Raw genomic sequence first — 26,717 nt, 5'->3', positions numbered from 1 at the left:
CTCCGTTGGATATGTTGTGAGCGCCTAGTCAGCCTTGATGCCGGCGTCCTTGATGACCCGCGCCCACTTGGCGAGGTCGGTCTTCTGGGTGTCGGCAAGCTGTTGCGGCGAACTACCGATCAGGGTGACGCCAAGCTTGTCGGCCATGGCCACCACCTCGGGGTCCTTGAGGATTCGAACGATCTCTTGGTGCAGACGCTGCACGATGGGCTGGGGCGTGCCCGCAGGCACATACGCCGCCTGCCATTGCTCGACGACAAAGTCCTTGATGCCGGCTTGGGCCATCGTCGGAACCTCCGGCAAGGACTTGATCCTCGTGGACGAGGTCACGGCCAGCGCCTTCAACCGACCGCTCTGCACATGCGGCAACGCGGCCGCAATGGGCGCGAACATGAAGCTCGCGTGACCTGCCAACACGTCCTGGACCGCGGGCGTGTCGCCCTTGTAGGGGACGTGTGTCATCTTCGCGCCGGTCTGCAGGGCCAGCAGCTCCCCCTGCATCTGCAGGACGGTTCCGTTGCCGCCAGACGCAAAAGAAAGCGCCCGCGGTCGCGCCTTGGCATCCGCAACCAATTCGGCCACGGAGCGGAATGAATGCGAGTTGCCAACGACCAGTACATGCGGGACCGTGCCGATCAGCGACACCGGCGCAAAGGCCTTGACCGGGTCGTACTGCATCTTCTGCATGAGGTTCGGCACGATGGCTTGCGGGCCGATCGACGTACCGAGCAAGGTGTAGCCGTCCGGCGCTGCCTTGGCGACGTAGCCGGAGCCAATCGTTCCGGTCGCGCCGGCTTTGTTGTCGACGATCACGGTGGTTCCAAGCGCGGTGCCCAGGCGAACCGCGATGGCACGGCCCAGTATGTCGGTCGTCCCGCCCGGCGGATACGGCACGACCCAGGTGATGGGCTTGCCAGCCGGCCAGTTGGACTGCGCGGTGGCGGGAGCGCCTGCAAGAGCAAGCAGCGTGACGGCGGCGGCGCAGAACGCGCGGCGGGAAGTGACTTTCATAAGGAGTCCTTCAAATTCGGTGGGGAGAATCCGTACAGCGCGGCCGGGTTGTCGACCAGTACGCGCTGCAGCGCGGCGTCGTCATCGGCCCAGCAGGCCAACAAGGTCATCTGGTGGGCGTCGTCCGGCATGGATTGATGCCCGGCCGACGCAGAGGCATGGGGCCAGTCGCTTCCCCACAGCACGCGCTTCGGCGCAATGCGCAAGTACTCGCGCGCCAAGGGCGTCACGTCCTCGTAATCGGGAGCGCCCGATTCACTCACGATGTAGCAACCTGACAGCTTCACCCATGCCCGCCCACTGGCGAGCATCCGCAAGACGAGCGCATGAGCCGGATGGTGGTTCGCCATGGACGGTGCAATGCGACCGAAGTGGTCGAACACGATGTCGACCGGCAGGCGGTCCAAGCGCGAACCGAGTTGCGCCAGCGTGTCGGGCGGCGCCAGCAACTGCAGGTGCCAGCCCCTTGGCGCGATGCGCGCTGCAAGGTTTTCAATCTGGCCCGACGAACCGACGACACCCAGCGACAGGTTCAGACGAATGCCTCGAACGCCAGCGTCATGCATCGATTGCAATTCGTCGTCGCTGATCCGTTCGTCGATGACCGCAACGCCCCGCGCTGATGCGCCGAATGCGGCAAGTGCGTGGACCATGGGCCGGTTGTCGGTGCCATAGGTCGATGGTGTGACGAAGACGACGCGCCCGGTACCGGTGCGCCGTTGCAGCAATCGGTAGTCCGCGACTGTGGCATCCGGTGGCGTGAGCCGTGCACCCGGCACCGCAGGAAATTTCGCGTCATAGACGTGCACATGGCAATCGCAGGCACCCGGCGGGACGTTCACCGGCGTGCGCCCCTCCCCCGCCGAGAACGGTGCGGTGACCGTCTCGTCGCTCATGGTTTGCATCTCGCGCCCCTGGCGGTGTGAGCGTCAAACGTGCGTCAGTCGACCTTGGCGCCCGATTCCTTGACGATCGCGCCCCATCGGACGATGTCATCCTTGATCAGGGCACTGAACTTGTCAGGTGTGCCAACGATGACGTCGGCGCCTTGCTCGCCCAGCTTCTTCTGCACTTCCGGCGTTTCCAGTGCCTTGTTGAAGGCACCATTCAGCTTTGTCACGGCGTCCTTGGGTAAGCCGGCCGGGCCTGCAATGCCGAACCAGGTGACCGCCTCGAATCCCTTGTAGCCCGATTCCGCGACTGTTGGCACGTTCGGCAGGTCGTCAGCGCGCTTGGCCGAGGTCACTGCGATGGCTCGCATCTTGCCGCTCTTGATGTGGCCAATGAGCGTCGGAATGGACGACATGTACATCTGGATCTGTCCGCCGATCAGATCGGTGGAACCTTGCGCCGCACCCTTGTATGGCACGTGCGTGAACTTCACGTTGGCGGTTTTCTGCAGTTGTTCGGCCGCGAGATGGGCAACCGTTCCGCTGCCCGAACTGGCGTAGTTGAGCGACTCCGGTTTGGCCTTGGCGGCCGCAATGACGTCGGCGAGCGTCTTGTAGGGAGAATTCGTCGCCACCACGAGCACCAGCGGCGCACTGGCCACCAAACCCACCGCCGTCAGATCTTTCTGCGGGTTGTAGGGCAGCTTGGCGTACAGCGTCGGATTGACCGCCAGATTGCTGGTTTGACCCAGAACCAACGTGTAGCCATCAGGTGGCGCCTTGGCGGCTGCATCCACGCCCAGGTTGCCGCCAGAGCCTGGCTTGTTGTCAACGATGATGGTCCAGCCTTGCTGCGTTGCGACCTTGTTGGCTACTTCGCGTGCGATGAGGTCTGTTCCCCCGCCCGCCGGGAATGGCACGATCAGCTTGATCGGCCGCGTGGGGTACGCCTGCGCATGCGCTGACAGTGCGGGAAGCGTGGTGGCCATTGCAACGGCGGTCCCGACGGCAAAGGTGAGGCGATGCGATGCATCGCCGGTGCGGCGAAAAAATTCCATTTGCTTGTCTCCAGATTTTTGCGGGGGTGCTGTTGATCAGGGCTCAACAGCGGTTGGTGGATGAAGTATTCACGGATGGATCCCGCTGGTCCAATCGATCTTTTCTTGCTATTGATAGATTTGGCTTTTGCAATTCTGCGTTCTGACTTTTCGGGGCAGACGTTGCGGCGTTCGGGCGACTCCGCAGAAATTCCGCTGCCTCGGCGCGTGTCTCAAAGACGCGAGCTGAGGATTGGCGAGACTGCAACGCGCCCCCCAGCTTCGCGCGCATGAAAGCGCTGGTGCTGTAGCGCCGGCCGGTGGCGTAGTACTTCGCCCGCAGCGCGGCCACCATTTCTTCATAGGGCTCGCTCACCATGTCGTCGAGCTTGAAGCCGTCGTAGTTGACGATCACGTTCACCTTGCGGTCGAACTGGCTGCACAGCGCCTCGAACACGCGGCGCACGCTCTCGATGTCTTCCATGCTGCGGATCACCATGCCCTCGAAGTTGACGAAGAGCGTGTTGCGCCCGGCGTCGTAGGTGAGGCGGTCGGAAAGCTGGAGGTCTTGCAGCACGGCTGCGAGGCCCATCGAGCGGGTGCGGTAGATGCGTGCGTCCATGGTGGCCACGGTGCCGATCACCGGCCGGAACGCCATGTGCGCGAGGATGTCGCGCTCCACGTCGATGCCCGGCGCCACCTCAATCAGTTGCAAGCCTTCCGGTTGCAGCCTGAACACGCAACGCTCCGTCACGTAGAGCACCGACTGACCCTTGGCCGCCCCCTGCGCACCGCTGAAGGTGATCTGCTCGACCGCATCGACAAACTTGCGCACCTTGCCTTCGGCGTGGATGCGCACCTTGCCATCTTCCACCGACACCTCCAGCCCGCCCGCGGTGAACGTACCCGCGAAGATCAGCCGGCGGGCGTTCTGGCTGATGTTGATGAAACCACCCGCCCCCGCCAGGCGCGGCCCGAAACGGCTCACGTTGACGTTGCCCACGCGGTCGATCTCCGCCATGCCCAGGCATGCGAGGTCGAGCCCGCCGCCATCGTAGAAATCAAACTGCTGGTTCTGGTGCAGCAGCGCCTGCACGTTGACCGCCGCGCCGAAGTCCAGCCCGCCCTGCGGCATGCCGCCGATCACGCCGGGCTCGGCCGTGAGCGTCAGGTCGTCCAGCACGCGCTCTTCGGCGGCCACGGCGGCCACCACCTCCGGCACGCCGATGCCCAGGTTGATGACGCCGCCCAGCGGCAATTCGAAGGCGCAACGCCGCGCGATGAGCTTTCGCTCGTCCAGTGGCGGCGGTTCGATCTTGTCGGTGGGCACGCGGATTTCGCCGGAGAAGGCGGCGTTGTAGTCGGTGCCGTAGGTCTGCAGGTGCGATGACGCAGGCGCCAGCACGACGCAATCGACCAGCACGCCGGGCACCACCACGCTGCGCGCATCCAGCGAGCCCGTGGCGGCGATGCGCTCCACCTGCGCGATGACCAGGCCGTTGGCATTGCGTGCCGCCATCGCGGCCGCCTGCGCGTCCAGCACCAGCGCCTCGCGTTCCATCGTGACGTTGCCGGACGCATCGGCGGTGGTGCCGCGGATCAGCGCTACGTTCACGGGGAAGGTCTTTGTAGAACAGCCATTCCTCGCCGTCGATGTCCATCACGCGCACCAGGTCTTCGGTGGTTCGCGCGTTGATCTTGCCGCCGCCGTTGCGCGGGTCGACGAAGGTGCCCATGCCGACCTTGCTCAAGCTCCCCGCACGGTGCGCCGCCACGTCGCGGTACAAGTGCGAGACAACGCCGAGCGGAAGGTTGTACGCCTCGATGAGGTTGTCCGTGGCCAGCTTTGCGAGCTTGGGCACGAGCGACCAGTGGCCGCCAATGGCCCGCTTGACCAGCCCCGCATGCGCGAGCCGGTTGAGCCCGCGCTCCTTGGCGTCGCCCGGCGCCGCGGCAAAGATCAGCGTGAGGTCGCGGGGACCCTGCGTTTCGACAAAACGCTTCTCCAGCGCCTCGATCAGCGCCTCCGGCGTGCCGATGCCGACGAAGCCCGAGCAACTCACCGAATCGCCATCGCGTATCAAGGCGACAGCTTCCTCGGCCGTGACGATCTTGTCTTGCTTCATGGTGTGCTCGCAGGGTTGGAACGGCCCGCACGCGAGGCTGCGACGGACGAACGCGCCCGGCCACTTGCGCGAGGTCTGGCCGGAAAGAGAAAGTCCTGGATGGTCGCGATCTGGCTCGCATCCATGAGCGCAGGCGCATGCCCGCACTCGGGTACATCGACAACGCTCACCTGGCCGGCCCTGGCTGCCGGGCCGCGATCGAGCATCGCCCGCGTCGTCGCTTCGCTCAACAGGTCGGAGTCCTCGCCGCGCAGGATCAGCACCGGGCATTCGATCCTGTCCCACAGCTGCCACAGCACCACGTCCAGGTAAATCGGGATGCCGAAGCGCATGCCGATGGCCGGGTCGAAATGGAAGCGGACACCGCCAGCCGGGTCCGGCGCGGCGCTGTATTTCGCCAGGTGCTGCCATTGCGCATCGGTGAGGTTGCCGAAGGGTTCGTGGATCTCGCGCAGGTGGGCCTCGAGGTCTTCCACGGATGCGAATCGCCAACGCTTGCCCAGGTAGGCACCGATGCGCCGCAGCGCCGAGGCGGACACGCGCGCTCCGAAGTCGTTGAGCACGAGTTTGCGGATTGGCGTCTGCTGTTCGGAAGCCATCAGCATGCCGATGTGGCCGCCCAGCGAGGTGCCGATCCAGTCCACCGTCTCGACATCGAGCCGGGCGATGAGCGTGGACAACGCACCGGTGTAGGCCCGGTCCGTGTAGTGCGCCGGCTTCGCGAGCCACTCGCTGCGTCCGCGTCCGGGGAGATCAGGCGCAACGACCCGAACGCCTTCCGCGGCCAGCGCGGAAGCCAGCACGTCAACGTCCCGGCCAGTGCGTGACACACCGTGCACGCAGACCACCGTGCGCTCTGCCTTCTCCGGCCCCCATTCCGCGTAGGCAAGCTTGCGAAAGCCGCCGTGACCAATCACCAACACCTCCTTCAGCCGAGGTTCCGTCGTGACGTGTTGACGCCTGGCCACCGGCTACCGATCGCGCTTCTTGAGCCAGTCGAAGATGCCCTTGCCGAGCACCCCCTGCGACTTGCCGCTGACGAACACGCCGACGTGGCCGCCATCGAGGCCGATCTCCGAATAGTCCTTGCTGCCGACGGCACCGCGCAGGGCCTGCGTGGTCTTCGGCGGGATGATGTGATCGTCCTTGGCGAATACGTTGAGGACCGGCATGCGGATGTCCGCCAGATCGACCTTGCGCCCGCCCAACTCGAATTCGCCGTGGATCAACTCGTTGTTCTTGTAGAGGTTCACGAGCAACTGTTTCGCCGCCTCGCCCGGGTGGTGCGGCCGGTCGGCCAGCCACTTTTCCATGCGCAGGAAGTTGAGCAACTTCTTCTCGTCGTCGAAGGTGTCGAGCAGGCCGACGTTGTATTTTGAGAGGGTCGCGCCGGGCGTCATCTGCGCGAAAACGTAGCTCATCAATTCACCGGGCAGGTTGCCGTTGGCTTCGATCAGGCGATCAACGTCTTCCGCGCTCATGCCGCGGGTCCACAGGTTCATCAGGCCGTGGTTGAGTCGGCCCTCGGCCTGGTCCTGATGGAAGTCGACAGGCGTGATCGTGAGGATCAGGTTCTTGATGCGCTCCGGGTACAAGGCCGCGTAGCACAGCGAGAAGATGCCGCCTTCGCAGATGCCCAGCAGGTTGATCGCCGGGATCTCGTGCTCGCGGCAGATGAACTCGATGCAGTCGTTCAGGTAGACGTCGACGTAGTCTTCGAAGGTCAGCCATCGGTCGCTGCGGGTGGGGCTGCCCCAGTCCACTGCGTAGACATCGACGCCGAGCGCAAGAAGGTTGCGCAGCATCGAGCGGTCTTCCTGAAGGTCCGTCATCGTGTAGCGGCCGACCTGCCCGTAGGCGACCAGCACGGGAACGCCCAGCGTTCGCTTGGCCGTGGGCTTGTAGCGGTAGAGCGTCGTCTTGTCTTCGCGAAAGACAACTTCCTTGTCAGCCGTGGCGATCTCGACGTGTTCGTCCTTGATCTTGCCGAGCAGCATCTGGCCGCGCGCCATCTTCAGTGTGAAGTCGCTGAACTCGGCGAGCGCTGCGGCAGCGGGGGATTTCTTGAGGGCTGTCATGGCGGGGGCCTTCAGGCTTTGGCTGGCCGGCGCGCCTTCTTGGCGGCGGCGGTGCGGCGTGTGTTCTTGGGAGCGTCGGTACGACCTTGGGGCTCTGGCTTGCTCGGGGTGCGCGGCGGCGGGGTCTTCGTGCCGGGGGTCGGCGCCGTCGTCAAAGCGGCCAGCTGGCGCCGTTGCAGGCGCAGTTCGCGCCGAAGCTCCGTGACCACGCGCTGCATTTCATCCATCTCCGTGCGCGTGGGGATGTGGGTCGCCGCACACCATGCTTCGGCCAGATGGCGCTCCTGCAATCGGTACTCCGACGCAGTGCGCAGCATGCGGCTTTGGGTGTTCACGAACTCGTCCGTGCGGTGCGCCTCGATGAGCGTGTCGTTGGCGATGGCGAGCCAGCGATCGGTCATGCCGCGCCATGTCGGCGGCGCTTCGCCTTTCTCCATGAAGGACGCGGTGAAGCGCTCGAAGGCCTTGTTCCACGCCTTCCGCTCGATCTCCTGATAGGCCCGCACCGCCTTGTCGCGCTCGGTCGCGCGCTGCTGCAGTTGCAGCAGTTCGCGGTCCATGTTCCACAAGGTGGCGTACTTCGGCCCTTCCAGCACATCGCGCAGGCCAGCGTCGAAGTCCGCGCCGGGGCCGCTCCAGCGCGCCGGGGAAAACAATGCGGCCAAGGCTTCGGGCGTCAAGGCATCGGGGCGTGACCCCTCCTTTGCCAGGGCGGTCCACTTCTGGATGGACTCCTTCCACGTGGCATGCAGCGCCTCGAACTGTTCTTCCATCGACGACTTCGCGCTCTCGCCCGCAGGTGCATCTGGCACCCCTGGAAACATCGCCTTCATGAAAGGCGGCATGCTGTCCGCCCACGCGTTCATCCACGGCGGCATGGCATCGTTCGGCCCGGCCATCATGAAAACTCCACCACTTGCCGGATCGCCTTGCCCTCGTGCAGCAGGTCGAAGCCGTGGTTGATGTCGTCGAGTTTCAGGCGGCCCGTCAGGAGCTTGTCCACCGGCAGGCGGCCCTGCTTGTAGAGCGCGATGTAGCGCGGAATGTCGCGCGACGGCACGCATGTCCCGATGTAGCTGCCCTTGAGGGTGCGCTCCTCGGCCACGAGGTTCACGGCAGGAACAGGGAACAGCGCGGCGGCCGGCGGCAGCCCGGCCGTCACCGTCATGCCGCCACGGCGCGTGATCTTGTAAGCCAGCTCCAAGGCACGTACCGAACCTGCGAACTCGAAGGCAAACTCGACCCCGCCCGAACTCAGCGTGCGGATCTGCTCCAGCGCATCGGCTTGACCGGCGTTGACCGTGTGCGTGGCGCCGAGCGTTCGCGCCTGCTCCAGCTTGTCGTCGGCCAAGTCGATGGCAATGATCTGTCGCGCCCCGGCCGCATGCGCGCCGATGAGTGCGGCCAGGCCCACGCCTCCCAAGCCAATGACCGCCACCGATGCACCGGCCTGTACCTTGGCCGTGTTGACCACCGCGCCCACGCCGGTGAGCACGGCGCAGCCAAACAGCGCCGCCTCGTGCAACGGAACGCTTGGATCGATCTTCACGAGCGAGCGCCGCGACACCGTGGCGTACTCCGCGAACACCGAGCAGCCGAGTTGATGGTTCAGCGGCTCGTTGCCACGGCTCAGTCGCCGCGCCCCCGAGAGCAGGGTGCCGGCACCGTTGGCCGCAGCGCCCGGTTCGCACAACGCAGGCCGGCCTTCCGCGCAGGGCGCGCAGTGGCCGCAACTTGGCACGAACACGACGACGACATGGTCGCCGACGGAAAGGTCCGTCACGCCCTCGCCCACCTCCTCGACGATGCCAGCAGCTTCATGCCCCAGCGCCATCGGCATCGGGCGCGGACGGTCGCCGTTGATCACCGACAGATCGGAGTGGCACAGCCCGGCGGCCACGACCTTGATCATCACTTCATCGGGGCCCGGCGACGCCAAGTCGACCTCCTCGATATGCAACGGCCGCGACTGCGCATACGGCGGTTTCGAATCCATCGAGTAAAGAACGGCGGCGCGCGTCTTCACAGCGCCACCTCCGGAACACGGTTCCTGAGTTCATCGACAAGCACGCGGCTGTTTTCCGCATAGTCGACGGGCACGGTGACCAGTTGCACGCCACCTTCACGGAACGCCGCTTCCAGCGTCGGCACCAACGACTCGGCCGATTCGACACGACGCCCTTTCGCACCATAGGCTTCGGCGTACTTGACGAAGTCAGGATTGCCGAAGGTCAAGCCCCAATCGTTGAAGTCATCGACCGCCTGCTTCCACCGAATCATTCCGTAGGCGTCGTCCTGGATGATGAGTACCACCAGGTTCAGCTTCAGCCGCACGGCGGTCTCGAGCTCTTGCGAGTTCATCATGAAGCCGCCGTCGCCACACACGGCCATCACGCGCCGATCCGGATACAGCAGCGCAGCCATCATGGCCGAGGGCAGACCGGCGCCCATGGTCGCGAGCGCGTTGTCAAGCAACAGCGCGTTGGCACTGCGCGTGCGGTAGCAACGGGCAAACCAGATCTTGTACATGCCGTTGTCGAGCGCCACCACGCCATCGGCCGGCATGACTTCCCGCACGTCGTGGACGATGCGTTGCGGCGTCAGCGGAAAGCGGGATTCGGTGGCGCGGTCCAGCGTGCGTTTCAGGATGCTCTCGCGCATCGGAACCAGCGCGGCGGCGTTGGGCAGTTTGCCCTCCACCTTGTCCGCCAGGCGCGTCAGGCTCGAGCCGACGTCGCCCACCACTTCGGCGTGCGGAAAGAACACCTGCTCAACGATGGCTGGCGTGTAGCCCACATGGATCACCTTGGGACCCTTGGCGCCCATGATGAACGGTGGTTTCTCGATCGTGTCATGGCCGATGGACAAGATCAGATCGGCCTTGTCGATGGCCTCGTGCACATAGTCGCGCTCGGTCAATGCCGCCGTGCCCATCCACAACTCGGTACCTCCATCCGCACTGCCGATGCCCGCGACGGTGCCCTTGCCCATCTGCGTGTTGAAGAACGGGATGCGCGTGCGGCGCACGAAGTCCGTCAGTTCGCCTTCGAGCCGCGGTCGGTTGGTCGCGGCGCCGAACATCACCAACGGGCGCTTCGCCGCCATCAGCAGCGCCGCAGCCCTGTCGATGGAAGCGTCCTGCGCGGCAGGAAGCTCGACCGGGTGCACATCGACGATGGTGATGTCGTCAGGCACCTGCTCGGCGGCGACATCCTCCGGCAGTTCGAGATGGACCGGGCCGGGTCTCTCTTCCATTGCAAGCCGAAAGGCTTCCCGCACAACCGTCGGAATGCTGGCCGCACTCACGATTTGCCGCGATGATTTCGTCAGCGGCTTCATCGTTGCGACGATGTCGACGATCTGGAAGCGCGCCTGGCGGGCCGTCATGATCGCCTTCTGCCCGGTGATGAGGATCATCGGCATGGCGCCAAGATGCGCATAGGCCGCGCCAGTGACCAGGTTGAGCGCGCCAGGCCCCAGCGTTGCCATGCAGACGCCCGGCTTGCCCGTCAGGCGACCGTGCGTTGCCGCCATGAACGCCGCCGATTGCTCGTGGCGCGTCAGGACGAGCTGGATGCTGGAGCCGCGCAGCGACTCCACGACGTCGAGGTTTTCTTCGCCTGGCACGCCGAAGATGCGGTCTACGCCCTCGTTTTCCAGGGCCTTGACGAACAGGTCAGATGCTTTCATGGTGTCTCCTTCAAGTTAAAGATTCGGGTGAGGTGGGTTCATGGACTGCGTTGCGGGATGTGCGACGCAAGGGTCTTATTGCGTCCAATAAAGTCGGGATGGGTTGCCGCGAACACCATGGCGATGGAGCCGCTGGAGCTCGGCATCGCTGTCGTCGAACTTGACCGCGGCGACACCGCGCGAGCTGTTGCCGAATGCGTCGAGTGCGTCGACCAGGCAGCGGTTGTCGAATCCGTAGCTCGATGGCGATGCGATCACCGAGCGCGACAAGCCCAGGCGCCGTTGCAGCAAGCGGTAGTCTTCCACGGTGCCCCAGATGCCGGTACGCCCGTTCGGGCGCGGAAAGCGCGGGTCGAAGATGTGGTGGTGGCAATCGGTCGCACCCACAGGCACTGCAGTGGCCGGAGCCTCGGTCCCCTCGGAATACGGAACGGCAGTCTTCTCGCCACGGACCATCGGTCCCAGCGTGGCGACGGCGCATCCCCCCAATCCGAGCGCGACACCAGAAAGGCCGGCAACGGACTTCACGAAGGCGCGGCGATTGTGGGTTTCATGAATGCTCATGGTTGCCCCCGGTGCACTGGAAGGCCCGCCACATCGAGTTCTGCCCGCAGGACAGTTCCGCTCGTTGACTCGGTGCAGTAAAGCGCTTGGCGATCGACGCCGCCAAAGGCAATATTCGTCAGCGACATGCCCTGGGTGCTTCGCAGTACCTGTACCGGCTCCGCGCGATGGTTCAGCACCCACACGTAGCCCAGGCCGGGGTTGGCGACAAGCACCCGGCCTTGCTGATCGACAGCAATTCCATCGGGACCACTGGGACCATGGGACGTGAAGAACTGGCCCACCTTGGCGACACTGCCGTCCTCGAGCAGTGGCACGCGCCACACGGCATTTCCTCGGGTCACGGCGAGGTAAAGGACCTTCTCGTCCGGAGATAGGGCCAGCCCGTTTGGACTCGGCGCGTTTGACAGCAGCAGGTCGAGCTGTCCGCCCGGACGCAGGCGGTACAGCCGACCGGTCGGGTCGTGCATGCCGGTCTGACCCTGATCGGTGAAGTAGAGGTTGCCGCTCGAATCGAACACCAGGTCGTTGATGCCCTTGAAGCGTTCGCTGTTGCGGCGTGCGAGAAACGGTCGTACCGCGCCGCTCAATATCTCGCACAGCATCAGACCGTTCTTGTAGTCGGCAATCAACAATTCACGGTCGTTGAGGAACTTCATTCCGTTGGGCTCGCCGTCGTACTCCGCGACGAGATCCCATTCGCCGCTCGCATCGATCCGGAAGATCCGGCCAAAGGGAATGTCGGTGACGTAGAGATTGCCCGCGCCATCGAACACCGGCCCCTCCAGAAAGGAATCGACCGGCGCGCCACCGCGGTTTGCGTCAGCCCAGGCCGAGCGCACATTGGTGCGTCGGTAGTGGGCCGGCATGCTCGTGAACGTCTCGGCGTCGCGAACAACCGGAGTCTGAAGAAGGTGCATGCGAGGCTCCTGCGTTGCCTGATGGGACGGGATTCAGGCTGGAGTCGCCGCAGCAGACGCGCCGGAATGGGGCTGGCGCGTCATCCACAGGACGCTGAGGGCACCCACAGAGGTCAAGATCACCAGGGGCAAGAGCGCAAGTGCAAAGCTGCCCGTCGACTCCTTGATCAAGCCCACCAGCGAGATCGCGCCACCGCCGACCAGGTTTGCAATCGCATTGATGCCAGCCAACCCGGCGGCCGCCGCCCTGGGTGACATCCAGGTCGACGACAGCGCCCAGAAAGGACCCTTGAACGAGTAGGCGCCAATCAGTGCGCAACTCAGCAACATGACCGTCGGCGCGAGCATGCCCTTGGTGAGCGACAGCGCCCCGAGGCCGCAGGCAATCAGCAGGAGAGCCAGGGCGGTATGCCAGCGGCGCTCACCGGTGCGGTCCGAATGACGTCCCCACAGAACCATCAACACGGACGCGATGCCGTAGGGAACAGAGTTGATGAACCCGGTCTCCAGGTTGCTGAGCCCAAAGCCCTTGATGATTTGCGGCTGCCAGATGGAAAGCGCCGTGCCAGTGGCCGAAGCGCCCGCGCAAACCATCGCCATCACCAGGAAATGCTTGTTGCGAAAAAGCTGCCAGATCGACATGTGGCCAATGGCCGCCTTCTTGCCCCCGTCCGCCTCGATGCGGCCTTGCAGCCAGGCACGTTGCTCTTCCGACAGCCACTTTGCGTTGGCGGGCCGGTCGGTGAGGATGCGCAGGCACGCCAGACCCAGCAGGATGGTCGGCACTGCCTCCAGGATGAAGAGCCATTGCCAGCCCTTCAGCCCCAGGACGCCATTGAGTTCAAGCAAGAGCGCAGAGACCGGCGAGCCGATGAAACTGGCAACCGGGATCGACACCATGAAGATCGCGATGATCCGGGCACGGTATGCGGCGGGGAACCAGTAGGTCAGGAACAAAAGGACGCCCGGGAAGAACCCAGCCTCTGCCGCGCCCAGCAGCAGCCGCATGCCGTAGAACGAATACGGCCCCACGACGAAGGCCATGCCCGCAGAAATGATGCCCCAGGTGATCATGATGCGGGCAATCCAGCGCCGTGCGCCGAACTTCTCCAGTGCCAGGTTGCTCGGCACTTCCACGAGGAAATACGCGACGAAGAACAGGCTGCTGCCCAGCCCGAAGACCGCCGCCGAGAGGCCGAGGTCCTGATTCATCTGCAACGCGGCGAAACCGACGTTCACGCGGTCCAGCAGCGCGAAGAAATAGCAAAGCATCAGGAAGGGCACGAGGCGCAGCGTGACGCGCCGCATCGTTGCCTTTTCCAGTGCCGCCTCGGGGGTGCGATCGACTTGCATGTCTTGTCTCCAATGTGATACTTAGATTGGGAGAGAGCGCAGGGTCAGGCGACCGCGGCTTGCCGCGCGATCACTTCCAGCGCGTTTTTCGCGGCGGCCACACCCATGTTCACGTAGGCGTCGCTCGTCACGCCGCCGATGTGCGGGCTCAGGATCAGGTTGGGCGCGCCCTGGAACGGATGGCCCGAGGTCATTGGCTCGACATGGAAGCTGTCAAGACCAGCGCTGGCCACCTGACCCGCTTGCAACGCGGCCAGCAAGTCCGTCTCGTTGATCAAGCCGCCGCGCGCGGTGTTGACGATGACCACGCCCTTCTTGCAGGCGGCCAATGTCTTCTCATTGAGCAGGTTGCGGTTCTCTTCCATCAACGGGCAGTGCAGCGAGATCACATCGGCCTCGCGCCAGATCGCGTCGAGCTCGACCGGCTTGATGTAGTCCGGCAGGTTTTTCGCGAACGGGTCGAAGCCAATCACACGCATGCCGAGTGCATCCGCCATCCTGGCAAAGCGTTGTCCGATGGCGCCCAGGCCGACAAGACCCACCGTCCGTCCATTCAGTTCAAGGCTCTTGTGGGTCGCCTTGTCCCAATGCCCCGCATGCATGCGCGCATTGAGGGTGGTCACGGACTTGGCGCATGCAAGCATCAGTGCCAGCGCTTGCTCTGCCACCGCCGCAGCATTCGCGCCGACGGCAGCCACCACTTCGATGCCGCGTGCGCGCGCCGCCACCTTGTCGATGGTGTCGGTTCCACTGCCGTGCTTGGAGATGACCTTCAGTGAAGGCGCTGCCGCCATCGCCTTCTCACCGACCTTGCTGTAGCGCACGATGATCGCGACCGGGTCGTGCCTGGCGCACAGCGCAACGATGTCGTCTTCGGTCGGCGTCTTGCCGGCGTACACGACTTCGTAGTCGCCCAACAGGCGCAGGGCTTGTTCGGCCAGGTCGGCGCCGGTGACCAGCAAAACAGGCTTTGTCGTGCTCACAGCGTTTCTCCTTCCTTCAGGACGCCGGCACTGCGCAGTGCGCCGTCGAGCCAGGCCGGGCGAAGCGCCTGGCGGCTCTTGATGCCAGCGATGCGCTTGGTTTCCATGTCCACCTTTTCTGCGGCCAGCGGCAGGAGGGATGCGGCCTTTTCGCGCTCGATCACCGTCACGCCGTCAGCGTCGCCGACGAGCAGGTCTCCGGGATGAACCGTGACGCCACCGATGGAAATGGGATGATTCAGGCGGCCCGACACCAACTTCGTGGGGCCGTTCGGATTCGTGCCAACCGAATACATGGGAAAGCCCATGTTGCAGATTTCTGCGCTGTCACGGCAGGCGCCGTCCATCACGACCGCGACGATCCCAAGGGCGACGCATTGCTGCGACATGATCTCGCCCATCAGTGCAGCGGACTGGTCGCCCTTCCCATCAATCACCAGCACGTCACCGGGTTTGGCGATGGCCATGGCGGCGTGGATCATCAGGTTGTCACCGGGGCGCACATCCACGGTGATCGCGGTTCCAGCGAAGCGCATCGACCGCGACAGCGGCGCGATGCGGCCATGCAAGGCACCGCGACGGCCGGCGACGTCGGCCAGGATCGATGAAGGAAACGCGGACGCCTTGTCCACGATGTCTGCGGGGGTGCGTTCAATGTCACGGATAACGTCGGGCAATGCAGCGGCTTGACTCATGAAAGTCTCCTTAAGGGTTGCCGGCAGTGCCGGCGGGGTGGGTGGGGAAAAGAGGCGCTTAGCGCGGGATGCGAGCGGCGTCAGTCATCGCGTTCGAATGCGTCCATTTCAGACACACGAAACGCGCAGGACTCGAGCAATGGGATCAGCTTCACGGTTGTCTCCTGTTCAGCAGTTGTTTCCACTTGTGACGCCGACTCTGCGGGGAACTCGGCAATCTGTGGTTCTTGGCCTTGAGTATTGATCCTGCAAGGCCTACAGTCCAATTGATTGTTTTTGCAGATACATAGATTGGACTTTTGCAATGGACCTCAGAGACCTGCGCTACTTTGAAGTCATCGCCGAGCTCGAACACATGGGCCAGGCTGCCGAGCGTGTGCACCGCACACAGCCGGCCCTGACAAGCTCCGTTCGTCGTCTGGAGGAAGTGTGCGGCGCGCCTCTTTTCGAGCGGTCCGGTCGCGGCATCAAGCTCACGGCCGCCGGAAAGGTGATGCTGAAATGGGCCCGGCGCACGCGCCTCGACGTCGAAGAGGCGCGGCGGGAGATCGGCGACATCGGGAGTGGACTCTCGGGCACTGTGCGGATCGGGATCATTCCGACGGCGGCGCAGTTTCTGCTGCCGCCGGCCGCGCGCCAACTGCTCGCGGAAGCGCCAGAGGTCAATATCCAGACCACTGTCGGCCTCAGTGACGTGCTTCAGCCCATGCTGCGTTCGGGTGAGCTCGACATGACGATCGAAACCGAGAGCGAAGCCGAAGCCGGAATCACTTCGCAGTTCCTGGCGGAAGACCCCATCGTTGTTGCAGCCAGCTCCAAGCACGACGTGTTCAAGGGATCCCCGACGTTGAAGGATCTGTGTGCATACCGATGGGTGCTGCAACCGCCCGGCGCACCGACGCGGGATTGGCTTGACCAGACCTTCGAGCGGCGGAACCTGCCACGGCCCCGAGTCCAGATCGAAAGTTCCATGCTCTTGATGTTGCCTGCGCTGATCGCCGAGACGGGCCTGCTCAGTTTCATTTCACGGCACCACTTGCAGGCCGGTCAACTGGGATCGGGGCTGAAGGAGGTAGAGGTCAAGGGCACGACCATGCGACGGCGCATGGTCGTGACGTACCGGGAGAGCAGCTATTTGTCGCCTGCGAGCAAACGCCTTGTTGCGCTGCTCGCCGCAACCGCGCGGGCAAGCTGAGCAACGACGGAAAAAGGGAAGGTGAAAGCTTGTGCCCGGCGATGCAGCGAGTTCTCGTTACGCCATGCAGATCGAATCGGCGGGGCAGCACGGCGTCGAGCGCATCGCGCGGCACGTAGAGCGTGATGCTGCTTTCGGTCATGAAGTGGCTGCAGCCGACACGCGCCATGTCCACCAGGATGGGTTGGCCGGCTTCGACGCGCACGCGAAGCCCCTCCGATTCCCGGCCGATGCCGCCCGGCGTCGTCGCAAGCAACAGCCCATAGTGGTACGCCACAAATCAGAAAAGCAATCGCAATAGCAGCGCTGCGGCTGCCGCTTCACAGCCTCAATGGCAGAGCGATTCCAGCCAATGGTCGAAGCGATCTTCCGCGCTGCCGCAGCCCGGCAGCCGCGCCAGCTCAACGGCACGCGGCACCTCGCGCGGGCTGTAGCCGAACTGCGCCCGGAACGCCTTGCTGAAGTGCGCCGCGCTCTTGAAGCCATGGTCTTCGGCCAGCCGCGTGATGACCTGGCGTTCGCTGGACTGGGCGAGGAGCTGGTGCACGCGCGCCAGCCGCCGCTCCTTGATGTACTGCGACACGCCGCCAAGCGGCTCGAAGAGCCGGTACAGCGCCGAGCGCGATATGCGCAGTTGCTTGCACAGCTGCGGCGCCGCGAGCTCCTCTTCGCACAGGTGTTCCTCGATGTGTCGGCGTACCTGCCGCAGCCGTGCGCTGTCGATGGCCACGCCGGTCGTCGCCGAGTCGATGGCCGTCGGCGCAAGGCTGGCGGCCACCAGGCCCACCGTGGCCGCCGAGAGCGCGGGCAGCTCTTGCGGCGCCGTGTCCGGCAGGGCCTTCAGCAAGGCCATGAGGTGGTCCGACAGCAGGTGCGCGCACGCGTTGTCGGGCGACAGGCCGTGCAGGCGCATCGGCTGCGGCAAGGCGGCGTCGAGCGTGTCGCGCGGGATGTACAGCACGGCGGTGGAGCATGCAGATTCGCTTTCTTCCGGCCGCGCCATGTCGGTGATGACGAAGCGCCCCGGTGCCAGCGACACGCGTTGCCCTGCGGCGTCGCAGTGGAACTCGCCTTCGCGCAGCATCAGCAGGCGGTAGTGGTCGAGCTGGTCGGACTGGATGTTGCGCTCGCGACGCAGGCGCTTCTGGAATGGCCCGAAGGTGGCGGTGCCCACAATCAACTCGGACATGCGCCAAACCGACACCTGCGCATGGAACTGGTCCGCATCGGCCTCTTCGGCCAACTGCATTTCCCAGCTCTGCGAGAGCGAACCCCGCCAGTAATCCAGCGCCTGTCTCGGCGAAGTCGAGCGCGAATCGAAGCGCATGTTCGGAAGCCGGGGTGAGCACGTGAGAGACATGGAGAGCACCGTTTGAATGCGATGCGGAAATTCTAGAAATCGGGACGCCGCGCGTCTCAACGCGGCGTGTCAATTCTTGCCTGCGCGTCTCAGGTGCCGCCCAGGCAATAGTTGCGCCTTCAGTCGCGCAGGGAACGCAGCCACTTGTCGAAGGCCGCCTGGCCCGCACGGCTCGCAGCGGATTCGGGCACCGCGCCCAGGCCGCGCTGACGCACCTCGTGAGGGCTGTAGCCGTATTGCTGGCGAAACGCCCGGCTGAAATGCGTCGTGCTCTTGAAGCCGTGGTCTTCGGCAATGCGCCCGAGGTACTGTCGCTGGCCGGAGGACGACAGCACCGCGTGGATGCGTGCCAGGCGGCGTTCCTTGAGGTAGTGCGACACGCCGCCGAGCGGCTCGAAAAGCCGATACAGCGTCGAGCGCGACACCTTGAAGAAAATGCTCAGCGCCTCGGCCGACAGGTCGGGCTCCGACAGGTGCAGGTCGATGTAGCGGCAAGCCTGGCGCAGCAAGGTGCTTTCCACCGTGGGGCGGGCGTGATCGAGCGTCTGCGCCGACGGCGTCAGGCTGGCGGCCAGCAGGTTGACCGTGGCGCGGGCGAGCGCCGCGGTCTCCTGCGGCTGAAGTTCGGGCGCCACGCGCGCCAGCGCACGCAGATGGTCGACCAGCATGCGGGCGGTGGCGCCACGCGGCACTGCGCCATGCAGGTCGACGCTGCGCGGCAAGGCCTCGTCGAGCATCTCGCGTGGCACGAACATCACGATGTTGGCGCCGCGCGTGGTCTCGTAGCCTTCGGCGCGCGACATGTCCGAGATCACCAGCTCGCCGGCTTCGACGCGGAAGCGGCGGCCGTCCGCGTCCAGGCGCAGCTCGCCCTGGGTCTGCAGGATCAGGCGGTAGTGGTCGACCTGGTCGGCGCGCGCGTTCTTCAAGGTGCGGCTTTGCGAGCGCGGGCCGAAAACGCTGTCGCTGAGCAGCACAGGGCCGAATTGCCAGATGGAGACGTCGTAGGCGCTGTCTTCGGGGCGCGTGCCGCTGGGGACGGACACGTTGAACGTGCCGCCCAGGCTCGCCTGCCACCGCTCGAAGCGCTCCTGCGCCGGGAATTCCCCGGAGACCAGGTGCAGGCGCTGCAACCCGCCTTCCGTCATGCAGCATTCCTCATGTTTTGCCTTCGGCAGTATCCGACGCGCAGGCCGCTCAGGCAAGGTCGCCCGCAGCCTCACGATGCACGACGACGCAGCCGGCCCTTCCGATCGCATCGCGCTGTCCATCACGCGATCGCTGCGCTTCCTGGCCGAAATCGACGAAGGCCGTGTCCAAACATTCCCGCGCCCAGTTCGACATTCAGGTACCGCCCTGTTACTCGCGCAGCACGCTGCACTACGGGGCCGAGAGCTATATTGAACTCCACAAGGTTTGAGGAGCATCGCAATGGAACGTCCCATCACCAGCTACACGCAGGATGAAGAAGGGCACTGGGTTGCACTGCTCTCCTGCGGTCATCCGCAGCACGTGCGCCACGACCCACCGCTGGTGTCGCGGCCATGGGTCATGAGCGAGGAGGGTCGGCAGGCGCACTTGGGGTCGATGCTCAATTGCGTGCGCTGCGAACGCTTCGAGTTGCCGGCGCATTTCGAGCCCTACCGCAGCTCCCCTGTTTTCACGCAGGACACCGTGCCCGCAGGGCTGCGCAAGGACCACACGACGCGCGCAGGCACTTGGGGCAAGATCCAGGTGCTGGAAGGGCAGCTGCGTTACCGCGTGGACGGATGGCAGGTCGACACCGTGCTCACGCCTGAGGCGCCCGGCATCGTGGTGCCGGAAGTGCTGCACAACGTCGAGCCTGTCGGCCCGGTGCGCTTTTTCGTCGAGTTCTACGGCGCGCCTGAAAAGAAATGAGCCCACACGGCGAACCGGTGATGACAGTCGCATCGCAAACCTCTCTTCAGGAAGAAAAGATCTCGTCCATCCAGCCGCTGCTTTCCTGCGCGAGCCGAAGCCGGTTGTTCACCTGCACATGGCCGTCCGCGCCCGAGGCCGCGTCGAGCAGCACGAAGGACTTGCGCGTCGAGCGGATGTCGCGATGCCAGGCCTTGGCCTGCATGGCGAAGACCTGCGAATCGCCGGCACCCAGGATCGACAGGAAGGGCACCGTGACGAGTGAAGCGTCCGCAACCATGCCGGCGGTGCGCGAAAGAAATTCGTCCGGCGTGCGGGCGCCGGCCTTCCAGAAGGTGACCGCCCGGCTGCGCTGCGTGGCCACGTTCGGCGTGGCGGCATCGGGTGCCGCCATCGCCGCGCGAACGGAGAGTGCAAACAGCTCGGCCGGATTCGGAAAGGGCGTGCTCGCGATCACCGTTGCCACGCGCGACTCGCGCCCCGCGGCACGGGCGACGAAGTAGCCGCCCAGACTCAGGCCGATCAACGCGATGCGGCCCGGCTTGGCCTTGAAGCGCTCGACCAGCACGTCGATCACCGAGGCGATGGACTTCTCGGCTTCCGCTTCCCAGTGCAGGCCGTTCACCATCGTGTCGCCCTGCCCCGGCAGGTCCACCAGTGCGACGGAATAGCCACGCGCCAGCAGGTTGCGACCCATGGTGAGAAACAGGTCTTCGAAGCAGGTGTCGGCGCCGCCGATGACGAGCGCGACGGGCGCATTCTTCACCGGGTTCTGAAGATAGACGCCAGGCAGTTGTTTGCCCTGGTACGGCACGTTGAAGAAGGTGGCCGGCAAGCTGAGTTCACCCATCGCGCTTGCGAAGGCGGTCTTGTGCTTGGCGTAGAGCGATGCAAACACCTCACCCGGCGCAGCGAACTGCCAGGCAGAGCGATACGAGGCGAAAGCTTTCAGGCGCGCCTCGCCGGCCGCCTGCTTCCAGCCACGGTCGAGCCACGCTTGGGCCTGCGCGTTCTGCACGTCGCCGTAGTTCGCAAAGGCCTGCACCCAGCTGTCGGCGTCGCCGTCGACGATCTTCGATGCCACGTAGTGCGCCTGACCGATGTCGAGCCCGCCGGTCGGTCCCCAGCCCAGTGCGGCCATGAAGAACAGGTCCATGTTGGGATCGTTGAAACGGTACTTTTGCGCGAGGCGTTGGTCGGGGCGTGCTGCTGTTGCGGCGGCGGCGCTGCTGCCGCTGGTCTGTGCGCCGGCGAGGGTGGCGGCGGCGATGCCTGTAGTGGCTGCCATGAAGTTCCTGCGTTTCATTGCTCTGGTCTCCGTTGAAGGTGTCGAATGAATGCGCCGCCGTTGTGTCTTTGGCGCCATGTGGAAATAATATGAGTCACCCTCATGTTTTGCCACTCGCGTTCGAAGGCGCACGCCATGACCGAAAAAAACCATAAAGATCAAGCAGTTGCGCGCCGCAACCCGCAGCAGGCACGCTCGCAGCACAAGGTCGAACTCATATTGGAGGCGGCCTCGCGGCTGCTGGACGAGGGCGACGTGGCTTCGCTCAAGACCAATGCAGTGGCCGAGCTGGCCGGGGTCAGCATCGGCACGCTCTACCAGTACTTCAAGGACAAGCAGGCCATCCTCGATGCCTTGATGCGGCGCGAACTCGATGGCCTCGCGGCCAAGGCGATGCGCTCGCTGACCGGGCCGCCGCCCGAGGCGCCCGGCGAGCGCGTGCGCTTGCTGGTGCAGGCGGTGCTGGGCGCGTACGGTGGACGCAAGCGCGTGCATCGCCGCTTGATGGAACACGCACTCATCAAGGGCACCGGCAAGCGCCTGAATCCCATGTTCAAGGACATCACCACCATGCTGAGTTCGCAAGGCATCGTGGGCGGCGACCGCGTCGTCGCGCCCATGACGCCGGCGCAGGCCTTTGTGCTGACGCATGCGGTGACGGGAGTGTTGCATGGCCTGGTGGCGGCGTCCGACTCACCGGCCAAGCGCGCAGACATCGAGGACGCGCTGGTGCGCCTTGTGCTCGGCTTCGTGGGTGGCGACTCGTCCGCGCCGGCAGTGCGCAAGCCCTGATGCGGTGTGGAGGATTTTTCAGAACGCCGTGGCGTCAGCGCGCCGAGGCGCGAGAGCTTGACGCCATCAACTCGCTAAGACGCAGGCCACATCCCGCGGCGCTTGTGGATTGAGCTTCGGATTCCACTCGACCCACAAGTGTTCCGGCCCGCGGGGCTGAAGAACACCGACCGCTCTTCGCGCGACCAGCGCAGGTACTCGGGCGCGTCTTGCTGGAAGCCGTCGCTGAAGGGGTCGAAGTCGGCGGCGCGTTGGCTGAAGGGGCAGGTCGAGGCGCTCGCTGCGGGCTGGGCGGTGGTGGTCATGTCTTCATTCCTGAAAGGCCAGTTCCGCACGGCGCGTCGGCTTCATGCTTTTCCGCAATGCCAATGCCCGGCGCCAGATGATTTCCGCCTGCATCGCGACCATCAGGCCAATCATGACGAGCACCTCGCCGAAGCCACCGTGCTCGCTGGGTTGATGCGTCAGGTACTGCCACGCGCCGAGCGCGTACTTCGCGGCGATGAGGGCCAGGAACAAGCCGATGCTGAGCGGCGTGCCCTGGCAATGGATGCGCCCGTCCGGCTCTGCCCAGACCTTGCTGAGGCGCCCTCGCGCCACGCCCACCAGAACGCTCGCCAGGACACTGCCACCCAGAATAGACCACGCCGTTGCACTGGGTGGCAAGTAGAAGCCGCCGGTGACAAGGCCCACGCCGATATAGATGGCGGCAAGCTTGAAGCGGGTCTTGCCGATGATTTCATGGCGAGTCGACTGCTTGTAGACCGCGTAGAAGGTCAAGGCGACGAGTGCAAGGATCTGGGTCGGTGTCATGAGCACGATGGTCTCGCGCCGCGTCCACATTGAGTGGACTGGCGATCCCACTTTTTGACTCAGCGTCTCTTGTGTCCCAAATGGTCAGGCGTTTGACCACTTCGGCCGCCGCGCTCGCCAAGATCGATGCGCTCTGGTCTTGCAGTGCAGTGCCGAAACCGCAATGCTCCGCCGCCTGGCGCCCCTCAGCCCATGCCCATCGCATCGATCCAGGCACGAAAGCCCTGCGCTTCCCAGGCGTGGCCCGCCCGCTGGCGCGACGTGGGCGCACAGGCGCGCTGCGGCGCCTCGCGCGGTCGATAACCGAAAGCCTCGAGGAAGGCACGACTGAAGTGCGCCGCGCTGGTGAAGCCGAAGTCTTGTGCAATGCGACCGATGTACTGCCGCTGCTCAGGCTGCGCCAGCATGGCGTGGATGCGCGCGAGCCGCCGGCGCTTGATGTACGTCGACACACCGCCCATGGGCTCGAAAATCCGGTAGAGCGTGGAGCGCGACACGCCGAATTGCCGGCACAGCTTTTCGGCAGTGAGTTGCGCATCCTTGAGGTGTGCATCGACATGACGCCGCATCATCTGGCTCAGGCCGAAATCCGATGCCGGTCGCGCCAGCCCCAGCGATTGCACCGACGGCGCGAGGCTTGCCGCCAGCAGATGCAGCGTTGCGCGCCGCGCACCCGGCGCCGACTCGGCGGACATGGAAGGCAGGTGCCGTTCGAGCGAAATCAGATGCTCCGCAAGCAGCCTGGCGCTCGCGCCGTTCAAGCGCACGCCGTGCAGGTCAAGCGCGCGTGGCAGCAGCGCATCCAGCGCGGCGCGCTGAAGGTACAGCGTCGTGCCCGGCCCGCTGTCCCATTCCACGCTGAAGGGCCTGGCCATGTCCAGCAGCACGGGCTGCATCGCACCTGCATGCGTCTGCACGCCATCGACGTCGATACGCTGGCTGCCTGAAGGGCGCACCAACACGGCGTAGTGGTCGAACGGATCGGCACGCAGCCGCCGCTGGTCGCGACTCATGTGCAGGTCGGCGTAGCGGCCCGAGACCATCAGCAGCCCATCGAAGATCCATTGGGAGGATTCGATCGCCTCTTCGCTTGGTGTTTCGCCTGGTGCACCCGGCATGCGCGCGGTGTCGTACACGCCGGCCATGTAGGCGTGCCAGTGGTCGAAGCGTTCCGCTGGCCGCACGTCACGGTTGCTGTAGCGGCCCGATGGAATTCCAGGGCATGCCATCACGGCCTGCCGTGGCAGCGGGCAACTGATGCTCAGGCTTGCGTTCATGGCCGTGTGCCTCGCGTCGGGAGGAAGGTTTTCTTACGACAGTTCAAGCGCCGCAAGCGGACCGTGCTGCTGCGCGCCGTACACGTCGCGATCGAAGGCCGAGCCGCTGCCGCGTGTGCCCGAGGTGCGCGCAACGGTCACCTCAATGGAGAACACGCGCTCGAAGGGAATGATCGACACCTGCGCCGCATCCACTTGATAGAGCCTTGCGACGGTCGCAGCATTCAACACGCCGGATCCCAGCACACGCGCGTAGGCCGCGGCGTCGCCGAACATCAGGTCGATGGTGATCTGGAAAGGCCCTGCGTTCTTGCTGCGCAGCACGCTGGCCAGTTGTCCAAGGGTGGTGGCTGACATCACACGCGCTCCATGTCGATGGGGAACAACTTGCGCTGGTCGAGCGTGCGCATGAGGTGGTAGATGCTGAACTCGAACACCTCGCCGGCGGCAACGTCGGACGGCGAGAAGGGAAAAGCCAGGTTGCCGGCCGTGGTCTTGCGGCCCGGAAAGCCGCAATGCAGCGTGGACGAGCGCGCCAGCGACAGCACATGGCTGGCCAGCGGCTGCGTGGCCGCCACCACTTCAATGAGCAGCCCCACCTCGTGCGGCAACTGATGGCGCTGCGGCTCGCGCGGGCCCAGCACCGCGTCGCGGCCGTAGAACCTGAAGGCCAACTGATAGTCGGCATCGTCGACCGAAGCCGGCAGGTTGCTGCGCACGGCCGCGCGCACCGAGGCTTCGATGCAATCGAGGTTCGCGATGACATTCGCATCGCGCACGCCGGCCAGCGTGAAGGCGCGGTAGCCCGCGCGGCGAGCGCCTTCGAGCTTGATCATGAGCTGCGGCGTTGGCAGGAAGCGCGAGCCCGACACACGCACCGTCTGCGCATCCACTTGCTCGAACTGCGCGTCGCGCATGTCGACGCGACCTTCGGGCTCGTGCAGCCACAGCGGATCGTTCTGCTCGTACATGGTGTGCGCCGCCACGGATTCGACGGTGCACACGCGATGCGGCGCCAGCGGACGCACGAGGAAGTGGTCGCGGCGCAGCACGCCCAGCAGGCAATCGTTGGTGCCCTGCGGCACGGCGCACTGCGCGCCGCATTCCATGATCTTGGCCAGGTGCAGCGCCAGCGCGGGGTCGTAGCCGCGCGAGATGGGCAACGCTGCATAGATCGCGGTGTCGCATGCGCGGCCGGCCAGCACCACGTCGGCACCGGCGGCCAGCGCTTCAGCAAACGGTTCGGTGCCCATCTGGCCGACGATGCGCACGCTGTCGCGCACGTCTGACTCCGTGAGTGCCGGCACGCCCGGCATGGGTTGAATGCCATCGCTGCCCAATGCATCGAGCACCACCGAGGGATCGATTTCGGAATGAATGGTCGCGAGGCGAAAGTGCAGCCCTTGCTCGTGCGCGCATTCGAGCAGGATCTCGCGCACCAGTTGCAGGTTGGGTTCGCCCCCCGCGATGCCGGCCGAGCCGATCACCAGGGGCACGCCGCTGCGGCGTGCTTGCGGCAGGGCAATGGAAAGATCGCGGCGGATCTGCTCGCGCCGGACCATCGAGGTGCCGCTGCCAAGGTAATAGGGCCCGGCGTCGGTGGAGCCTGCATCGGCACCGTACATGTGGGGCGAGACCTCGGCGCCCAGCGCCAGGCTCTGCGGATCGAAGCCATAGCCCAGGCAACCGTTGAGGGCGACGATGCGAAGTTCTTCGGACATGAAGGAAAGTCTTTTCTGTTGTTCAGGACTCGACGCGGATGCCGGTCTGGCGCACGAAGTCGGTCCAGCCTGGCAACTCGGAGCGGATCAGTGCATCGAAGGCTGCGGCACCCAGCGGCATGGGATCGACGAGCTGCGCCGCAAACTGGCTCTTGACCTCCGGCGTACCCAGCGCCTGCTGCGCGGCCTGCGACAGGCGCTGCACCACATCGGCGGGCGTGCCGGCAGGCGCCGCAATGCCCCACCAGGCCGATACCTGGAAGCCCGGCAGCAGCGCCTCGGCGACCGTCGGCACCTGCGGCAGTGCGGGCAGGCGCTCGGCACTGGTCACGGCCAGCGCGCGCAGCCGGTTGCCGCGCACCAGTGGCAACGCGGCCACCAGCGTGTCGCAGCCGAACAGCAGTTGGCCGCCAGCCACATCGGTGAGCGCGGCGGTGCTGCCCCGATACGGCACATGCACCGCCTTCACGTTGGCGCGCTTGAGAAAGAGCTCTGACGCAAGATGCGTGATGGTGCCCACGCCGGCCGAGCCGAAGGAGCCGCCATCCTTTTCCAGTCGGCGTGCCAGTTCGGCCAGCGTGCGCGGTGCGCCGGGGGTGTCGGCGGTCAGGATCACGAAGGGGCTGCGCGCGATGCCGGCCACGGGCACGAAGTCCTTCTCCGCGCGGTAGTGCACGTTGGCATTGATCAAGGGCGTGGTCAGCAGCGTGCTGGTGGTGACCAGCGTGAGCGTGTAGCCATCAGCGGGCGATCGCGCGCCCTGCTCCGTGCCGAGCGCGCCACCGGCGCCGCTGCGGTTGTCCACGATGATGGGCTGGCCCAGCAAGGGCGTCATGGCGTTGACCACGATGCGCGCCAGCGCGTCGCTGCCCGTGCCGGGCGCGAAGGCCACGATGAGCTTCACCGCCTTGTTGGGATAGGCCTCCGCGGCACGAGCAGGCCATGTGCCCATGCACGCGGCGCCGGCCAAGGTCGCGATGAGTTCGCGGCGGGACAGGTGCATGAAGAGTCTCCTTGCGTTGATT

General features: G+C 65.2%; 27 protein-coding genes and 1 pseudogene. 4 read left to right on the top strand and 24 right to left on the bottom strand.

The window, feature by feature from the left end:
* Positions 1-24: 24 nt before the first annotated feature.
* The 15 genes and pseudogenes from QTI66_RS25085 to QTI66_RS25020 form a co-directional block, all read right to left on the bottom strand.
* A complete protein-coding gene (locus QTI66_RS25085; RefSeq protein WP_286562771.1) occupies positions 25-1,011 on the bottom strand; it encodes a Bug family tripartite tricarboxylate transporter substrate binding protein in 987 nt (328 codons plus the stop codon).
* Positions 1,008-1,907 carry an amidohydrolase family protein gene (locus tag QTI66_RS25080; RefSeq protein WP_286562770.1) on the bottom strand — a complete coding sequence of 300 codons (900 nt, stop codon included), beginning with the start codon at positions 1,905-1,907 and terminating at the stop codon, positions 1,008-1,010. Before QTI66_RS25080 ends, QTI66_RS25085 begins: the two co-directional genes overlap by 4 nt.
* 44 nt (positions 1,908-1,951) lie before the next feature.
* Entirely contained in the window at positions 1,952-2,890 is a 939-nt protein-coding gene (locus QTI66_RS25075; RefSeq protein ID WP_286562950.1) for a Bug family tripartite tricarboxylate transporter substrate binding protein, read from the bottom strand.
* A 112-nt stretch (positions 2,891-3,002) separates the two neighbouring features.
* Positions 3,003-4,553 carry a CoA-transferase gene (locus QTI66_RS25070; protein WP_353506218.1) on the bottom strand — a complete coding sequence of 517 codons (1,551 nt, stop codon included), beginning with the start codon at positions 4,551-4,553 and terminating at the stop codon, positions 3,003-3,005.
* A 73-nt stretch (positions 4,554-4,626) separates the two neighbouring features.
* Positions 4,627-5,064: pseudogene (locus QTI66_RS39615) on the bottom strand (CoA-transferase); the annotation flags it as partial.
* Positions 5,061-5,981: an alpha/beta fold hydrolase gene (locus QTI66_RS25065; protein WP_286562769.1), complete on the bottom strand. Its 921-nt coding sequence runs from the start codon at positions 5,979-5,981 to the stop codon at positions 5,061-5,063. The gene QTI66_RS25065 and the pseudogene QTI66_RS39615, both read right to left, overlap by 4 nt.
* 54 nt (positions 5,982-6,035) lie before the next feature.
* Complete coding sequence (gene phaC / locus QTI66_RS25060; RefSeq protein WP_286562768.1) at positions 6,036-7,142, bottom strand: class III poly(R)-hydroxyalkanoic acid synthase subunit PhaC; 1,107 nt, start codon at positions 7,140-7,142, stop codon at positions 6,036-6,038.
* Between the two features lie 11 nt (positions 7,143-7,153).
* Complete coding sequence (locus QTI66_RS25055; RefSeq protein ID WP_286562767.1) at positions 7,154-8,044, bottom strand: poly(R)-hydroxyalkanoic acid synthase subunit PhaE; 891 nt, start codon at positions 8,042-8,044, stop codon at positions 7,154-7,156.
* The gene (locus tag QTI66_RS25050; protein ID WP_286562766.1) at positions 8,041-9,168 is read right to left on the bottom strand and encodes a zinc-dependent alcohol dehydrogenase family protein; all 1,128 of its coding nucleotides are present in this window, start codon (positions 9,166-9,168) and stop codon (positions 8,041-8,043) included. The genes QTI66_RS25055 and QTI66_RS25050 overlap by 4 nt, the downstream gene beginning before the upstream one ends.
* Complete coding sequence (locus tag QTI66_RS25045) at positions 9,165-10,832, bottom strand: acetolactate synthase large subunit (RefSeq protein WP_286562765.1); 1,668 nt, start codon at positions 10,830-10,832, stop codon at positions 9,165-9,167. The genes QTI66_RS25050 and QTI66_RS25045 overlap by 4 nt, the downstream gene beginning before the upstream one ends.
* A 75-nt stretch (positions 10,833-10,907) precedes the next feature.
* The gene (locus QTI66_RS25040; protein ID WP_286562764.1) at positions 10,908-11,396 is read right to left on the bottom strand and encodes an amidohydrolase family protein; all 489 of its coding nucleotides are present in this window, start codon (positions 11,394-11,396) and stop codon (positions 10,908-10,910) included.
* The gene (locus QTI66_RS25035; protein ID WP_286562763.1) at positions 11,393-12,316 is read right to left on the bottom strand and encodes an SMP-30/gluconolactonase/LRE family protein; all 924 of its coding nucleotides are present in this window, start codon (positions 12,314-12,316) and stop codon (positions 11,393-11,395) included. Before QTI66_RS25035 ends, QTI66_RS25040 begins: the two co-directional genes overlap by 4 nt.
* A gap of 33 nt (positions 12,317-12,349) precedes the next feature.
* Positions 12,350-13,669 carry an MFS transporter gene (locus QTI66_RS25030; RefSeq protein WP_286562762.1) on the bottom strand — a complete coding sequence of 440 codons (1,320 nt, stop codon included), beginning with the start codon at positions 13,667-13,669 and terminating at the stop codon, positions 12,350-12,352.
* A 44-nt stretch (positions 13,670-13,713) separates the two neighbouring features.
* Positions 13,714-14,652 carry an NAD(P)-dependent oxidoreductase gene (locus tag QTI66_RS25025; protein WP_286562761.1) on the bottom strand — a complete coding sequence of 313 codons (939 nt, stop codon included), beginning with the start codon at positions 14,650-14,652 and terminating at the stop codon, positions 13,714-13,716.
* Positions 14,649-15,347: an RraA family protein gene (locus tag QTI66_RS25020; protein ID WP_286562759.1), complete on the bottom strand. Its 699-nt coding sequence runs from the start codon at positions 15,345-15,347 to the stop codon at positions 14,649-14,651. The genes QTI66_RS25025 and QTI66_RS25020 overlap by 4 nt, the downstream gene beginning before the upstream one ends.
* 304 nt (positions 15,348-15,651) lie before the next feature.
* On the opposite strand from QTI66_RS25020, the gene QTI66_RS25015 reads away from it, so the two are divergent.
* Both QTI66_RS25015 and QTI66_RS25010 read left to right on the top strand, forming a co-directional pair.
* Entirely contained in the window at positions 15,652-16,542 is an 891-nt protein-coding gene (locus QTI66_RS25015; protein ID WP_286562757.1) for a LysR substrate-binding domain-containing protein, read from the top strand.
* Between the two features lie 64 nt (positions 16,543-16,606).
* A complete protein-coding gene (locus QTI66_RS25010) occupies positions 16,607-16,843 on the top strand; it encodes a hypothetical protein (protein WP_286562756.1) in 237 nt (78 codons plus the stop codon).
* A gap of 27 nt (positions 16,844-16,870) precedes the next feature.
* Here the strand turns inward: QTI66_RS25010 and QTI66_RS25005 are convergent, their stop codons facing one another.
* Positions 16,871-17,869 (bottom strand): helix-turn-helix domain-containing protein, encoded by a 999-nt coding sequence (locus tag QTI66_RS25005; RefSeq protein ID WP_286562755.1) that lies wholly within the window; start codon positions 17,867-17,869, stop codon positions 16,871-16,873.
* A gap of 152 nt (positions 17,870-18,021) precedes the next feature.
* On the bottom strand, positions 18,022-19,050 hold the full coding sequence (locus QTI66_RS25000; RefSeq protein WP_286562754.1) for a helix-turn-helix domain-containing protein: 1,029 nt from the start codon (positions 19,048-19,050) through the stop codon (positions 18,022-18,024).
* A gap of 283 nt (positions 19,051-19,333) precedes the next feature.
* On the opposite strand from QTI66_RS25000, the gene QTI66_RS39610 reads away from it, so the two are divergent.
* Positions 19,334-19,801, top strand: coding sequence for a DUF3565 domain-containing protein (locus tag QTI66_RS39610; RefSeq protein WP_353506217.1), 468 nt, complete (start codon positions 19,334-19,336; stop codon positions 19,799-19,801).
* Positions 19,802-19,847: 46 nt separating this feature from the next.
* On the opposite strand, the gene QTI66_RS24985 is transcribed toward QTI66_RS39610, so the two are convergent.
* Positions 19,848-21,089, bottom strand: coding sequence for an alpha/beta hydrolase family protein (locus QTI66_RS24985; RefSeq protein ID WP_286562753.1), 1,242 nt, complete (start codon positions 21,087-21,089; stop codon positions 19,848-19,850).
* Between the two features lie 135 nt (positions 21,090-21,224).
* On the opposite strand from QTI66_RS24985, the gene QTI66_RS24980 reads away from it, so the two are divergent.
* The gene (locus tag QTI66_RS24980) at positions 21,225-21,881 is read left to right on the top strand and encodes a TetR/AcrR family transcriptional regulator (RefSeq protein ID WP_286562750.1); all 657 of its coding nucleotides are present in this window, start codon (positions 21,225-21,227) and stop codon (positions 21,879-21,881) included.
* 74 nt (positions 21,882-21,955) lie between these two features.
* Here the strand turns inward: QTI66_RS24980 and QTI66_RS24975 are convergent, their stop codons facing one another.
* The 6 genes from QTI66_RS24975 to QTI66_RS24950 form a co-directional block, all read right to left on the bottom strand.
* The gene (locus QTI66_RS24975; protein ID WP_286562958.1) at positions 21,956-22,186 is read right to left on the bottom strand and encodes a hypothetical protein; all 231 of its coding nucleotides are present in this window, start codon (positions 22,184-22,186) and stop codon (positions 21,956-21,958) included.
* A gap of 4 nt (positions 22,187-22,190) precedes the next feature.
* Entirely contained in the window at positions 22,191-22,694 is a 504-nt protein-coding gene (locus tag QTI66_RS24970; RefSeq protein WP_286562749.1) for a hypothetical protein, read from the bottom strand.
* 185 nt (positions 22,695-22,879) lie between these two features.
* Entirely contained in the window at positions 22,880-23,971 is a 1,092-nt protein-coding gene (locus QTI66_RS24965; RefSeq protein ID WP_286562748.1) for a helix-turn-helix domain-containing protein, read from the bottom strand.
* A 33-nt stretch (positions 23,972-24,004) separates the two neighbouring features.
* Positions 24,005-24,328, bottom strand: a complete 324-nt coding sequence (locus QTI66_RS24960) for a DUF4387 domain-containing protein (RefSeq protein ID WP_286562746.1) — start codon at positions 24,326-24,328, stop codon at positions 24,005-24,007.
* Positions 24,328-25,692 (bottom strand): acyclic terpene utilization AtuA family protein, encoded by a 1,365-nt coding sequence (locus QTI66_RS24955; protein ID WP_286562745.1) that lies wholly within the window; start codon positions 25,690-25,692, stop codon positions 24,328-24,330. The genes QTI66_RS24960 and QTI66_RS24955 overlap by 1 nt, the downstream gene beginning before the upstream one ends.
* A gap of 22 nt (positions 25,693-25,714) precedes the next feature.
* Positions 25,715-26,695: a Bug family tripartite tricarboxylate transporter substrate binding protein gene (locus QTI66_RS24950; protein ID WP_286562744.1), complete on the bottom strand. Its 981-nt coding sequence runs from the start codon at positions 26,693-26,695 to the stop codon at positions 25,715-25,717.
* Positions 26,696-26,717 lie beyond the last annotated feature (22 nt).

Origin of the sequence: Variovorax brevis (assembly GCF_030317105.1) — a bacterium.
Lineage (GTDB): Bacteria > Pseudomonadota > Gammaproteobacteria > Burkholderiales > Burkholderiaceae_C > Variovorax > Variovorax brevis.
Note: the sequence above shows the minus strand (reverse complement) of the source record. Positions and strands in the feature narration are given on the sequence as shown.